The sequence below is a fragment of the Microbulbifer flavimaris genome, assembly GCF_001641755.2.
Lineage (GTDB): Bacteria > Pseudomonadota > Gammaproteobacteria > Pseudomonadales > Cellvibrionaceae > Microbulbifer > Microbulbifer flavimaris.
Genome location: NZ_LRFG02000007.1, coordinates 92,658 through 106,911, shown reverse-complemented (window position 1 = coordinate 106,911; position 14,254 = coordinate 92,658). Strand labels below are relative to the sequence as shown.

General features: G+C 59.1%; 11 protein-coding genes and 1 tRNA gene. All 12 read left to right on the top strand.

The window, feature by feature from the left end:
* Nucleotides 1-575: EF-Tu C-terminal domain-related protein (locus AWR36_RS15355; protein WP_255353988.1), on the top strand; the 575-nt coding region annotated here is incomplete at its 5' end.
* Nucleotides 576-694: 119 nt separating this feature from the next.
* Nucleotides 695-770: transfer RNA gene (locus AWR36_RS15350), tRNA-Trp, on the top strand.
* 97 nt (nucleotides 771-867) lie between these two features.
* Entirely contained in the window at nucleotides 868-1,236 is a 369-nt protein-coding gene (gene secE / locus AWR36_RS15345; RefSeq protein WP_067087105.1) for a preprotein translocase subunit SecE, read from the top strand.
* A 10-nt stretch (nucleotides 1,237-1,246) separates the two neighbouring features.
* Entirely contained in the window at nucleotides 1,247-1,780 is a 534-nt protein-coding gene (gene nusG / locus AWR36_RS15340) for a transcription termination/antitermination protein NusG (protein ID WP_067087100.1), read from the top strand.
* A gap of 167 nt (nucleotides 1,781-1,947) precedes the next feature.
* Entirely contained in the window at nucleotides 1,948-2,379 is a 432-nt protein-coding gene (rplK, locus tag AWR36_RS15335; protein ID WP_067087097.1) for a 50S ribosomal protein L11, read from the top strand.
* Nucleotides 2,380-3,078, top strand: a complete 699-nt coding sequence (rplA, locus tag AWR36_RS15330) for a 50S ribosomal protein L1 (protein WP_067087093.1) — start codon at nucleotides 2,380-2,382, stop codon at nucleotides 3,076-3,078.
* 242 nt (nucleotides 3,079-3,320) lie between these two features.
* The gene (gene rplJ, locus AWR36_RS15325) at nucleotides 3,321-3,815 is read left to right on the top strand and encodes a 50S ribosomal protein L10 (protein ID WP_067087089.1); all 495 of its coding nucleotides are present in this window, start codon (nucleotides 3,321-3,323) and stop codon (nucleotides 3,813-3,815) included.
* Nucleotides 3,816-3,905: 90 nt separating this feature from the next.
* Nucleotides 3,906-4,274 (top strand): 50S ribosomal protein L7/L12, encoded by a 369-nt coding sequence (rplL, locus tag AWR36_RS15320; protein WP_067087085.1) that lies wholly within the window; start codon nucleotides 3,906-3,908, stop codon nucleotides 4,272-4,274.
* Nucleotides 4,275-4,596: 322 nt separating this feature from the next.
* Complete coding sequence (gene rpoB, locus AWR36_RS15315) at nucleotides 4,597-8,670, top strand: DNA-directed RNA polymerase subunit beta (RefSeq protein WP_067087082.1); 4,074 nt, start codon at nucleotides 4,597-4,599, stop codon at nucleotides 8,668-8,670.
* A 126-nt stretch (nucleotides 8,671-8,796) separates the two neighbouring features.
* Nucleotides 8,797-13,026 (top strand): DNA-directed RNA polymerase subunit beta', encoded by a 4,230-nt coding sequence (gene rpoC, locus AWR36_RS15310; RefSeq protein WP_067087079.1) that lies wholly within the window; start codon nucleotides 8,797-8,799, stop codon nucleotides 13,024-13,026.
* A gap of 256 nt (nucleotides 13,027-13,282) precedes the next feature.
* Nucleotides 13,283-13,654, top strand: coding sequence for a 30S ribosomal protein S12 (gene rpsL, locus AWR36_RS15305; protein WP_067087076.1), 372 nt, complete (start codon nucleotides 13,283-13,285; stop codon nucleotides 13,652-13,654).
* A 116-nt stretch (nucleotides 13,655-13,770) separates the two neighbouring features.
* Nucleotides 13,771-14,241: a 30S ribosomal protein S7 gene (gene rpsG / locus AWR36_RS15300; protein WP_067087073.1), complete on the top strand. Its 471-nt coding sequence runs from the start codon at nucleotides 13,771-13,773 to the stop codon at nucleotides 14,239-14,241.
* Nucleotides 14,242-14,254 lie beyond the last annotated feature (13 nt).

Sequence of the window (14,254 nt, the reverse complement as noted above, 5' to 3'; positions counted from 1 at the left end):
AGCGCGCGGTAGACCAGCCGTTCCTGATGCCGATCGAAGACGTATTCTCCATCTCTGGTCGCGGTACCGTGGTAACCGGCCGTGTAGAGCGTGGCGTGCTGAAGACTGGTGACGAGATCGAGATCGTCGGCATCAAGGACACCACCAAGACTACTTGTACCGGCGTGGAAATGTTCCGCAAGCTGCTGGACGAAGGTCGCGCTGGTGAGAACATCGGCGCCCTGCTGCGTGGCACCAAGCGTGACGAAGTAGAGCGTGGCCAGGTTCTGGCTCAGCCGGGCTCCATCACTCCGCACACCAAGTTCGAGGCGGAAGTGTATGTACTGTCCAAGGACGAAGGTGGTCGTCACACCCCGTTCTTCAAGGGCTACCGTCCGCAGTTCTACTTCCGTACCACTGACGTGACTGGTGACGTCCAGTTGCCGGAAGGTACTGAAATGGTAATGCCGGGCGACAACGTTCAGATGAGCGTTACCCTGATCGCCCCGATCGCCATGGAAGAAGGCCTGCGCTTCGCCATCCGCGAAGGTGGCCGTACCGTTGGCGCCGGCGTTGTTGCCAAGATCGTCGAGTAATCGCTGATCTCGAGGTTGGCCCGGCAGTTTCCTGTCGGGCCGGCTTTGCCAAAGAGTGGGCAGAGTGCTAAGATCCGCCCCCTCGTTTTTCAGGTGTGCAGGCGCCTGTGAGTGTTTCTAGGCCAGTAGTTCAATTGGTAGAGCACCGGTCTCCAAAACCGGCTGTTGGGGGTTCGAGTCCCTCCTGGCCTGCCAATTTCGTAATCGCCCCGTCATGACAAATGCCTGAGGGCGTCACAAGCCTCTAATAAGCGTTAGGGTTTGTGTTTGTAAGCGCTAAGGGCTTCTTTGTATGAATGCTAAAGTAGAGGCGAAAACCTTTCGTCTTGACGGCCTGAAGTGGCTGCTGGTGGTTCTGCTGGTCGGTGCTGCCGTGGCGGGTAACTCCTACTACGCCGAATTCCCCCTTTTGTACCGTGTGCTGGCGATTGTGGCCCTGTGTCTCGTTGCGCTGGTGGTGGCGGTCAATACCGCGAAGGGTAATGCCCTGTGGACTCTTCTGCGTGAGGCGCAGACCGAGGTCCGTCGCGTCGTCTGGCCGACGCGCCAGGAGGCGACCCAGACTACTGCAATCGTGGTGGTTTTCGTACTGATTATGGCGCTGATTCTGTGGGCGCTGGATTCTGCCCTCGGATGGGTGGCTTCCAAGATCATCGGCTGAAGGATGACGCATGTCTAAGCATTGGTACGTAGTTCAGGCCTATTCCGGCTATGAGAAGCGCGTCGCGTCCTCCCTGAAGGAGCGCATCGAGCTGCACGAAATGGACCATCTTTTCGGTGATGTCCTGGTGCCGACCGAAGAGGTTGTGGAGATGCGCGCTGGCCAGAAGCGCAAGAGCGAGCGGAAGTTCTTCCCCGGCTACGTGCTGGTTGAGATGGAGCTCAATGACGATACCTGGCACCTGGTGAAGGAGACGCCACGTGTGCTTGGCTTTATCGGTGGTAAGGCCGACAAGCCTGCCCCGATCACCGATCGCGAGGCCCAGGCGATTCTGAATCGCATCGACGATTCTGTCGATAAGCCCAAGCCGAAGACTCTGTTCGAGCCCGGCGAGATGGTTCGGGTCATCGATGGTCCGTTTAATGATTTCAATGGCGTGGTGGAAGAGGTCAATTACGAGAAAAGTCGCCTGCGGGTGGCGGTGTTGATCTTTGGTCGTTCCACGCCGGTTGAGCTGGAGTTCGGCCAGGTCGAGAAGACCTGATCGAAAGCTGAAGGATTTGGCCCTCTCCTGCCTATGGTAGGGGAGGGCTTTCGCGTCCCTGAAAGATGCTGCCCGAGCAGTCATTTCAGGGTGAGAGGGGAGCTGAGCGCTGTGGCCTTGTGGCTGTGCAGCGCAGGCGCTAACACCCAAACTTAGAGGAAGCTGTCATGGCTAAGAAGATAGAAGCTTATATCAAGCTGCAAGTGGCCGCCGGCCAAGCAAACCCGAGTCCGCCCGTTGGTCCCGCGCTGGGTCAGCACGGTGTGAACATCATGGAGTTCTGTAAGGCGTTCAACGCACAGACTCAGGGTATGGAGCCGGGTCTGCCGGTTCCGGTAGTGATCTCTGTATACAGTGATCGCTCCTTCACCTTCATCATGAAGACTCCGCCTGCCGCAGTACTGCTGCGCAAGGCTGCCAAGATCAAGAGCGGTTCCGGTCGTCCGAACACTGAGAAAGTGGGCAAAGTGACCCGCGCTCAGCTGGAGGAGATCGCCACCACCAAAATGCCTGACCTGACTGCATCCGACATGGACGCGGCCGTGCGCACAATCGCCGGTTCCGCACGCAGCGCTGGTATCGAAGTGGAGGGCGTGTAAGTGGCCAAACTGAGCAAGCGTCAGCGCGCAATCGCTGAAAAAGTAGAAGCTGGCAAGGCTTACGGTTTCGATGACGCCGTAGCACTGCTGAAAGAGCTGTCCAACGTCAAGTTCCCCGAGACTGTCGACGCGTCCGTAAACCTGGGCATTGATCCGCGTAAATCCGATCAGGCTGTCCGTGGTGCGACCACCCTGCCGCACGGCACTGGTAAAGAAGTGCGCGTTGCCGTTTTCACCCAGGGTGCCAACGCCGATGCCGCCAAAGAAGCTGGCGCCGACCTGGTAGGTATGGATGAACTGGCTGCCGACGTTAAAGCCGGCAAGATGGACTTCGACGTGGTTATCGCCTCTCCCGACGCCATGCGCGTTGTCGGTCAGCTGGGTCAGATCCTCGGTCCGCGCGGCCTGATGCCGAACCCGAAGACCGGTACCGTGACTCCGGACGTCGCCACTGCCGTCAAGAATGCCAAGGCTGGTCAGGTGCGTTTCCGCGCTGACAAGGGCGGCATCATCCACGGTGGTATCGGCAAGGTGAGCTTCGACGCGAAAGCGCTGAAAGAAAACCTGGAAGCCCTGATTGCTGACCTGAAAAAGGCCAAGCCGGCTTCCGCGAAAGGCGTATACCTGAAGAAGGTTACCCTGAGCACTACTATGGGCCCGGGTCTGACCATCGACCAGGCCTCCCTGGACATCAAGTAATCCCGTCCAGCGGAAACGAACTTTGGGGTCCGCGCGCAGGCGCGGGCCGTCAAAGACCGTAGGCGACGCGACGGCCGGGAAACCGGCTCGAGCGACTTAATTTGAGGTGAGGTTTCGGTCTCGCCTTGAGCCTACGCAGACGGTGTCGCCCAAACCAGTATTTTTTGCTGGATTTGAGCTGTAAGCACCGGAACGGATCGGGGCATTAGCGCCGGTCTTTTTTCAAATCCAGGAGTGACACTATGGCTATTGGACTCGAAGACAAGAAAGCAATTGTCGCAGAAGTCCAGCAGGCTGCTGAGGGTGCTCTGTCTGCGGTTGTTGCGGATTCCCGTGGCGTAACCGTGAATGACATGACTGCCCTGCGCAAAGAGGCTCGCGAGAACGGCGTTTGGATGAAAGTCGTCCGCAATACTCTGGCGCGTCGCGCTCTGGCGGGAACCGAATACGAATGTCTCACCGAGAACTTCGTAGGTCCCAGTCTTATCGCTTTCTCCAACGAACATCCGGGTGCCGGTGCGCGCATCCTGAGCAAGTTCGCCAAGGAAAACGACAAGCTGGAACTGAAAGGTGCCGCCTTCGAAGGCGCGGTCACCGACATCGCACTGTTGGCAAGCCTGCCGACGTACGACGAGGCGATCGCCAAGCTGATGAGCGTTATGAAAGAAGCATCTGCTGGCAAGCTGGTCCGCACCATTGCGGCCGTTCGCGACCAGAAAGAGCAGGAAGCTGCCTGATTGTTTCGCTGACGCGAAACCGCAGTTTTCACTGACTTTTTAAATGAATACACGAGCAGGCAACTGCTCAACCAAATCAGGTACTGACTCATGTCTCTGACTAAAGAAGATATCATCAATGCTGTTGCTGAAATGTCCGTTAAGGACGTTGTCGAGCTGATCGAGGCAATGGAAGAGAAGTTCGGCGTAACTGCAGCTGCTGCTGTAATGGCCGGCCCGGCTGGCGGCGAAGCTGCTGCTGAAGAAAAGGACGAGTTCGACGTAATCCTGGCTTCTGCCGGCGACAAGAAAGTAAACGTGATCAAGGCTGTTCGCGGCATCACCGGCCTGGGCCTGAAAGAAGCCAAGGCGCTGGTAGACGGCGCTCCGGCTCCGCTGAAGGAAGGCGTGAGCAAGGACGAAGCCGAAGAGGCCAAGAAGCAGCTGGAAGAAGCTGGCGCAACTGTAGAACTGAAGTAATTCGGTTGTTGCGAGATACCGTTGCCGGTGGCCCTGGGTCGCCGGTAACGGCAAGGCTGGTGGGCATCTGTCCGCCGGCCTTTTTGCCGTTTGCGGCAGAGGTGTTTTTGACGCCAGTAAGGTCCGGTACGGGCCGCTGGGGCAGCGATTACACCTTAACTTACTCCGAGCGCGACTGAAAAGCGTCGGATAGGGAGAGGTTTCCGATCAGTGTAGCGCGCTGCACTGTTCAGAGACTTCTCACCCGGGCGAATCCCGCACCGCCGGTGAGCCGGCCGGGATTCCATTGAAGTCTTGTCACTGATCAAGCTGGGGAATATGAATGGCTTACTCATACACTGAGAAAAAACGCATCCGCAAGGATTTTGGCAAACTGCCAAAGGTCATGGACGTGCCTTTCCTGCTTGCGATACAGCTGGATTCTTATCGCAAATTTACACAGGCCGATTCTCGCCCTGACGACAGACTGGATGTCGGACTGCAAGCGGCGTTTAAGTCCGTATTTCCGATTGTTAGCTACTCCGGCAATGCCGCGCTGGAGTTCGTAAGTTACACGCTGGGTAAGCCCGCGTTTGATGTGCAGGAATGTACGCTGCGAGGGGTAACCTATGCCTGCCCGCTGCGCGTGCGCGTACGCCTGATCATTTACGATAAAGAATCTGCCAATAAGTCCATCAAGGACATCAAGGAGCAGGAAGTCTACATGGGCGAAATCCCGCTCATGACTGAAAACGGTACCTTCGTTATCAACGGTACCGAGCGCGTGATCGTCTCCCAGTTGCACCGTTCCCCGGGTGTGTTCTTCGATCACGACAAGGGCAAGACTCACTCTTCCGGTAAGCTGCTCTACGCCGCCCGCGTGATTCCTTACCGCGGTTCCTGGCTGGACTTCGAGTTTGACCCGAAGGATCTCGTTTACGTACGTATCGACCGTCGTCGCAAGCTGCCGGCGACTATTCTGCTGCGCGCCCTGGGCTACAGCTCCGAAGAAATGCTGGACATGTTCTTCGATACCAGCAAGTTCGAGCTGCACGACGATGCTGTCAGCCTGGAGCTGATTCCGTCCCGCCTGCGTGGTGACGTTGCGTCTTTTGACATCAAGGATGGCAAGGGCAAGGTGGTCGTCGAGGAGGGTCGTCGTATCACCCCGCGTCATATCCGCCAGCTGGAGAAAGCCGGCATCGATCGCCTGGATGCACCGCTGGACTACCTCCACGGCCGCGTTCTTGCTCACGATGTCATCGACGAGTCCACCGGTGAGGTGGCGGTCGAGTGTAATGCCGAGATCACCGAAGAGGTGATCGGCAAGTTGCGCGCACTGAACGTGAAGCAGATCGAGACCCTGTACACCAACGATCTCGACCGCGGTCCGTTCATCTCCGATACACTGCGCTCCGAGCCGTCGCGCACCCAGCTCGAGGCACTGGTAGAAATCTACCGCATGATGCGCCCGGGCGAGCCGCCGACAAAAGAGTCTGCCGAGTCCCTGTTCGAAAACCTGTTCTTCACCGACGAGCGTTACGACCTGTCCGCAGTCGGTCGCATGAAGTTCAACCGCCGTCTCGGCCGCGAAGACGAAACCGGTCCTGGCACCCTGAGCAAAGAGGACATCGTCGATGTCCTGAAGACGCTGGTGGAAATCCGTAACGGTAACGGCATGGTCGATGACATCGACCACCTGGGTAACCGTCGTGTGCGTTCCGTGGGTGAAATGGCCGAAAACCAGTTCCGCGTAGGCCTGGTTCGTGTTGAGCGCGCCGTGAAAGAGCGCCTGTCCATGGCTGAGTCCGAAGGCCTGATGCCGCAGGACCTGATCAATGCCAAGCCGGTGGCCGCTGCGGTGAAGGAGTTCTTCGGCTCCTCGCAGCTGTCCCAGTTTATGGACCAGAACAACCCGCTGTCGGAAGTTACCCACAAGCGTCGCGTTTCTGCACTCGGCCCGGGCGGCCTGACCCGTGAGCGCGCCGGCTTCGAGGTCCGCGACGTTCACCCGACCCACTATGGCCGCGTGTGTCCGATCGAAACGCCGGAAGGTCCGAACATCGGCCTGATCAACTCCCTGGCAACCTACTCCCGCGCCAACCACTACGGCTTCCTCGAAAGTCCTTACCGCAAGGTGGTGGATGGCAAGGCGACCGACGAAGTGGAATACCTGTCCGCGATCAACGAGGCCAACTACGTGATCGCCCAGGCCTCTGCGGCCATGGACGAGGAAAATCGCTTCACCGACGAGCTGGTGAGCGTGCGTTACAAGAACGAATTCAGCCTGAAGCCGCCGGCGGAAATCCAGTACATGGATGTGTCTGCCAAGCAGGTGGTCTCCGTGGCTGCGGCGATGATTCCGTTCCTCGAGCACGATGACGCCAACCGCGCCCTGATGGGCTCGAACATGCAGCGTCAGGCAGTCCCGACCCTGCGCGCAGAGAAGCCGCTGGTCGGTACCGGTATGGAGCGCACCGTTGCGCGTGACTCCGGTGTCTGTGTGGTTGCCCGTCGCGGCGGTGTAATCGAGCGCGTCGACGCAAGCCGCGTTGTTGTGCGTGTACACGACGACGAAGTGGAAGCCGGTGATGCCGGTGTGGATCTGTACAGCCTGACCAAGTACACCCGCTCCAACCAGAACACCTGCATCAACCAGCGCCCGATCGTGAATACTGGTGACGTGGTTGCCCGCGGTGACATTCTGGCCGACGGCCCGTCCGTGGATCTGGGTGAGCTGGCCCTGGGCCAGAACATGCGCATCGCGTTCATGCCCTGGAACGGCTACAACTTTGAGGATTCCATCCTTATCTCCGAACGCGTGGTGGAGGAAGATCGTTTCACCACCATCCACATTCAGGAGCTGACCTGTATTGCCCGTGACACCAAGCTGGGCAGTGAGGAAATTACCGCGGATATCCCCAACGTGGGCGAGTCCGCGCTGAACAAGCTGGATGAGTCCGGCATCGTCTACATCGGTGCTGAAGTGGGTGCCGGCGACATCCTGGTTGGTAAGGTGACACCGAAAGGTGAAGCCCAGCTGACACCGGAAGAAAAACTGCTGCGTGCCATCTTCGGAGAGAAGGCGTCTGACGTGAAGGACACCTCCCTGCGTGCACCCAGCGGTACGCGGGGCACCGTGATCGATGTGCAGGTATTTACCCGCGATGGTCTGCAGAAAGACCAGCGCTCCCTGGATATCGAGAAGGCCCAGCTGGATCAGGTGCGTAAGGACCTGAACGAGGAATACCGCATCGTCGAAGCGGCTACCTTCGAGCGTCTGCAGTCAGCTCTGGAAGGCCAGAAAGTGGCCGGCGGCAAGGGCGTCAAGAAAGGCGATCAGCTGACCGCAGAGGTTCTGGAAAACCTGCCGCGTGAAGACTGGTTCAAGCTGCGCATGGCCGAAGAGAGCCTGAACGAGCAGCTCGAGAAAGCCGAGGCGCAGCTCAAAGAGCGTCGCAAGCTGCTCGATGAGCAGTTTGAAGACAAGAAGAAGAAACTGGAATCCGGCGACGACCTGGCGCCGGGCGTGCTGAAAATCGTCAAGGTTTACCTGGCGATCAAGCGTCGCATCCAGCCGGGTGACAAGATGGCCGGTCGCCACGGTAACAAGGGTGTGATCTCCGTGATCAAGCCGGTCGAGGACATGCCGTACGATGAGAACGGCGAGCCGGTCGACATCGTCCTGAACCCGCTGGGTGTTCCCTCCCGTATGAACGTGGGTCAGGTTCTGGAGATGCACCTGGGTATGGCCGCGAAAGGCCTGGGTGTGAAGATCGATCGCATGGTCAAGGAAAAGCAGGAAGCGGAGAAGATTCGCGGATTCCTCGGTGAGGTGTACAACTCCACCGGTGGCCGTGTTGAAGATCTGAACGAGCTTTCCGACCAGGAAGTACTGGCGATGTCAGAGAACCTGCGCCGCGGTGTACCGATGGCGACACCGGTCTTCGACGGTGCCGACGAGGGCGAGATCAAGAAGCTGCTGCGTCTGGCGGACGTGCCTGACTCCGGTCAGATCACCCTGTACGACGGTCGTACCGGCGATGCCTTCGAGCGTCCGGTAACAGTCGGCTACATGTACATGCTGAAGCTGAACCACCTGGTAGACGACAAGATGCACGCGCGTTCTACCGGTTCCTACAGCCTGGTTACCCAGCAGCCGCTGGGTGGTAAGGCGCAGTTCGGTGGTCAGCGCTTCGGTGAGATGGAGGTCTGGGCGCTGGAGGCATACGGTGCCGCCTACACCCTGCAGGAAATGCTCACGGTCAAGTCCGATGACGTGGAAGGCCGGACCAAGATGTACAAGAACATCGTGGACTCCGACCACCGCATGGAGCCCGGCATGCCGGAATCCTTCAACGTACTGGTCAAGGAAATCCGTGCGCTCGGCATGAACTTCGAGCTGGAGCACGACTGAGACCCGTAGCGGTGTGAGCGCCTGTCAAAGGCGATAGTGATTGAATGTCGGCAGTCCCAGGGGTAAGCGGGACTGCTGGCTGGCCCGGCCGAGGCCGGGTTGACTACCTCAACTGGAGGAAAGGCCTTGAAAGATTTGTTAAACCTGGTGAAAGCCCAGGAGCAGCTGGAAGAGTTTGACGCCATCCGTATCGGCCTGGCGTCCCCGGACATGATCCGTTCCTGGTCCTATGGCGAAGTCAAAAAGCCGGAGACCATCAACTACCGTACCTTCAAGCCCGAGCGTGAAGGTCTGTTCTGCGCCAAGATCTTCGGTCCGGTGAAGGACTATGAGTGTCTGTGCGGCAAGTACAAGCGCATGAAGCACCGCGGCATCATCTGTGAGAAGTGCGGTGTGGAAGTGACCAAGGCCAAGGTGCGCCGCGAGCGCATGGGCCACATTGAGCTGGCGAGCCCGGTTGCCCATATCTGGTTCCTGAAGTCGCTGCCGTCCCGTATCGGCCTGCTGCTGGATATGACCCTGCGTGATATCGAGCGGGTTCTGTACTTCGAATCCTACGTGGTGACCGATCCGGGTATGACCACCCTGGAGCGCGGACAGCTGCTGAACGACGAGCAGTACTTCGAGGCGATGGAAGAGTTCGCCGACGAGTTCGAAGCCAAGATGGGTGCCGAGGCGATCCAGGAACTGATGCACGACATCGACCTGCCGTCCGAGATCCAGCGCTTGCGTGAAGAGATTCCGGCGACCAACTCCGAGACCAAGATCAAGAAGCTGTCCAAGCGCCTCAAGCTGCTGGAAGCCTTCTACAAGTCCGGTAACAACCCGGAGTGGATGATCATGCAGGCACTGCCGGTGCTGCCGCCGGACCTGCGCCCGCTGGTACCGCTGGACGGTGGCCGCTTTGCGACCTCCGACCTGAATGATCTGTACCGTCGTGTGATCAACCGCAACAACCGTTTGAAGCGCCTGCTGGAGCTGAACGCGCCGGACATCATCGTGCGCAACGAAAAGCGCATGCTGCAGGAGTCTGTGGACGCGCTGCTGGATAACGGCCGTCGCGGCCGCGCCATTACCGGTTCCAACAAGCGCCCGCTGAAGTCCCTGGCTGACATGATCAAGGGTAAGCAGGGCCGCTTCCGTCAGAACCTGCTGGGTAAGCGTGTCGACTACTCCGGCCGTTCCGTAATTGTGGTTGGCCCGACCCTGCGCCTGCACCAGTGCGGCCTGCCCAAGAAAATGGCTCTGGAACTGTTCAAGCCGTTTATTTTCGGCAAGCTCGAATCCCGTGGCCTGGCCACCACCATCAAGGCGGCCAAGAAAATGGTCGAGCGCGAAGAAGCGGTGGTGTGGGATATCCTCGATGAGGTGATCCGTGAGCACCCAGTACTGCTGAACCGTGCCCCGACGCTGCACCGTCTGGGTATCCAGGCATTTGAGCCGGTACTGATTGAAGGTAAGGCGATCCAGCTGCACCCGCTGGTATGTGCGGCGTACAACGCCGACTTCGACGGTGACCAGATGGCGGTACACGTGCCGCTGACCATTGAGGCGCAGCTGGAATCCCGCGCGCTGATGATGTCCACTAACAACATCCTGTCGCCCGCCAACGGTGAGCCGATCATCGTGCCGTCCCAGGACGTGGTGCTGGGCCTGTACTGGATGACCCGCGAGCGTGTAAACGACAAGGGTGAAGGCATGGCCTTCTCCGACGTGAAGGAAGTGAGTCGCGCTTTCTACGCCGGTCAGGTAGGCCTGCAGGCGAAGATCAAGGTTCGCATCCGCGAAGTGATCGTCGGTGAAGACGGTGAGAAGCACGAGAGCATCACGCTGCAGGACACCACTGTCGGCCGCGCGCTGCTGTGGAATATCGTGCCTGACGGCCTCCCGTTCGAGCTGGTCAACCAGCCGATGAAGAAGAAGGCCATCTCGCGCATCCTCAACGAGTGTTACCGCAAGGTGGGCCTGAAGGCGACCGTTATCTTTGCTGACCAGCTGATGTATACCGGTTTCGACTTCTCCACCAAGTCCGGCTCCTCCATCGGTGTGAACGACTTCGAGATCCCGGCGGCCAAGGCTGAGCTGATTGCTGCTGCGGAAGACGAAGTGAAGGAGATCGAGAGCCAGTTTGCTTCCGGTCTGGTAACTGCCGGTGAGAAATACAACAAGGTGATCGACGTCTGGTCCCGCACCAACGACAAAGTCACCCAGGCGATGATGGCCGGCATCAAGAAAGAGCCGGTTGTCGATCGCGAGGGCAAGGAGACCGAGCAGGACTCCTTCAACTCTGTATATATGTACGCCGACTCCGGCGCCCGGGGTAGCGAGGCGCAGATCCGTCAGCTGGCCGGTATGCGTGGCCTGATGGCCCGTCCGGATGGCTCCATTATCGAGAACGCGATTACCGCGAACTTCCGTGAAGGGCTGAGCGTACTGCAGTACTTCATCTCCACTCACGGTGCCCGTAAGGGTCTGGCGGATACCGCCCTGAAGACTGCGAACTCCGGTTACCTGACCCGGCGTCTGGTAGACGTTGCGCAGGACGTGGTGATTACCGAGGTGGACTGTGGCACCGACAGCGGCCTGACCATGGCGCCTGTGATCGAGGGCGGCGACGTCATCGAGTCCCTGGGTGACCGCATCCTCGGCCGTGTCGTGGCCCGCGATGTGACCAAGCCGGGTAGCGACGAGATCGCTGTACCGGCGGGCACCATGATCGATGAGAAGTGGGTCGAGCGCATCGAAACCATGGGTATCGACGAGGTGCTGGTACGCTCTCCGATTACCTGTGAGACCGCTCACGGCATCTGTTCTCAGTGTTACGGCCGTGACCTGGCCCGCGGCCACCGCGCCAATTCCGGTGAGTCTGTTGGCGTTGTTGCCGCACAGTCCATCGGTGAGCCGGGCACCCAGCTGACCATGCGGACCTTCCACATCGGTGGTGCGGCGAGCCGCGCTTCCGCTGCGGACAGCATTCAGGTGAAGCAGGGCGGTACCGTACGCCTGCACAACGTGAAAGTGGTCGAAGCGGCCAACAAAACGCTGGTCGCGGTTTCCCGCTCCGGTGAGCTGGCACTGGCCGACAGCGCCGGCCGCGAGCGCGAGCGTTACAAGCTGCCCTACGGCGCCAACATCAGCGTCCATGAAGGTGCCGAGGTTGATGCCGGGCAGATCGTTGCCAAGTGGGATCCGCACACGCACCCGATCATCACCGAGGTGGCCGGTTGGGTGAAGCTGTCCGGCATGGAAGACGGGCTGTCTATCCGTAAGCAGACTGACGAAATTACCGGCCTTTCCTCTATCGAGGTGATTGACCCGGCCGAGCGTCCGTCCGCTGGTAAGGACCTGCGTCCGGCCGTGACCCTGGTGGACGAGAACGGTGAAGAGCTGACCCTGGCCAACAGCAATGCGCCGGCGCACTACGCACTGCCGCCACGCGCGATCCTGAGCCTGAAAGATGGCGACAAGGTCAATGTTGGTGACGTTATTGCCCGTATTCCGCAGGAATCCGGCGGTACCAAGGACATCACCGGTGGTCTGCCGCGGGTTGCCGACCTGTTTGAAGCGCGTAAGCCGAAGGAGCCGTCCATCCTGGCGGAAATCTCCGGTACCGTTTCCTTCGGTAAGGAAACCAAAGGCAAGGTTCGCCTGCAGATTACTCCGCAGGATGGTAAACCGCTGCCGAACGGCAAGGATCACTACGAGGTATTGATTCCGAAGCACCGTCAGCTGACCGTGTTCGAAGGTGAAACGGTGGAGAAGGGCGAAGTCATCTCCGATGGTCCGTCCAACCCGCACGACATCCTGCGCCTGAAAGGCGTGGAGGAACTGGCGCGCTATATTACTAATGAGATCCAGGAGGTTTACCGCCTGCAGGGTGTTGGCATCAATGACAAGCACATCGAGGTGATCGTGCGTCAGATGCTGCGCAAGGTAGAGATCCTGGAGATGGGCGATTCCGAGTTCATCAAAGGCGACCAGGTGGAGTACCAGCGGGTCATCGAAGAGAACGAACGCCTGCGCGCCGAGAGCAAGCAGCCCGCTCAGTTCGAGCGTCTGTTGCTGGGTATTACCAAGGCGTCCCTGGCTACCGAGTCCTTCCTGTCCGCGGCCTCCTTCCAGGAGACCACCCGCGTATTGACCGAGGCAGCGGTGACCGGCAAGGAAGACAACCTGCGCGGCCTGAAGGAAAACGTTGTGGTGGGTCGCCTGATCCCGGCCGGTACCGGCCTGGCGCACCACACCGAGCGCAAGCGCAAGCGCAGCCTGCAGATGACCGAAGGCTATGCCGAAGGACCGTCTGCGGCGGAAGTGGAAGCGGCTCTCACCGAGGCGCTGAAGTCTTCCGGGGAGTAATCCCGGTGGCGGGGTGAGAGCCCCGCCAGCCTGGTGGCCCTGTCCCTCGCGGCAGGGCATCAACAGGGGTCAGCGGCATAAGTGAGTGCTCACAAATCTGCCGATTGACTCGCGGGGTAACCGCCTATAGAATGCGGCCCCCGCTTATGTGGGGTGTGCCGTCCGGCGAGCGCGATTGCGTGCCCGGTCAGCATACACTGACGACTGGCCCTCACTGCTAAGAGGTGGGGGCGTTTTATTTTTGGAGTGATTTTTAATGGCAACGATCAACCAGTTGGTTCGTAAGCCGAGAAAACGCAAAGTCGAAAAAAGCGACGTTCCCGCTCTGCAGGCCAGCCCGCAGCGCCGTGGAGTTTGCACTCGTGTGTACACCACTACACCGAAAAAGCCGAACTCTGCACTGCGTAAGGTTTGCCGTGTACGCCTGACCAACGGCTACGAAGTAACTTCGTACATCGGTGGTGAGGGTCACAACCTGCAGGAGCACAGCGTGGTGCTGATTCGCGGCGGTCGTGTTAAAGACCTGCCGGGTGTGCGCTACCACACTGTACGCGGTGCACTGGACTGTGCCGGCGTAAACGATCGCAAGCAGGGCCGTTCCAAGTACGGCGCCAAGCGACCCAAGTAAGGTTTCGCCCTTATTTGACCCAATGCGTTTCGGTTTCCAACCGGAGTAAGGCTGAGCTCGCCGGTTTGTATTAGTACGGCGGCGTCTCAGAGCAACCCTGAAGAGAGGCAATTACAATGCCAAGAAGACGAGTAGTCGCTAAACGCGAAGTACTGCCCGATCCTAAGTTCGGGAATGTCACCCTGGCCAAGTTCATGAACCATGTCATGATCAGCGGCAAGAAATCAGTTGCAGAGAGCATCGTCTACGGTGCCCTGGATATGGTTTCAGAAAAGCTTAACAAAGACCCCATCGAAGTTTTCGAAGAGTCCCTGGAAAATATCGCACCTATGGTGGAAGTGAAGTCCCGCCGTGTTGGTGGTGCGACTTACCAGGTGCCGGTAGAAGTGCGTCCCTCCCGCCGCATGGCGCTGGCAATGCGTTGGTTGGTGGAGTTTTCCCGCAAGCGCGGTGAAAAGTCCATGGCCCAGCGCCTGGCCAACGAAATGATCGACGCTTCCCAGAACAAGGGCGGCGCGGTCAAGAAGCGTGAAGACGTGCACCGTATGGCGGAAGCCAACAAGGCGTTCTCTCACTACCGCTTCTAAGCCTCATGACTTT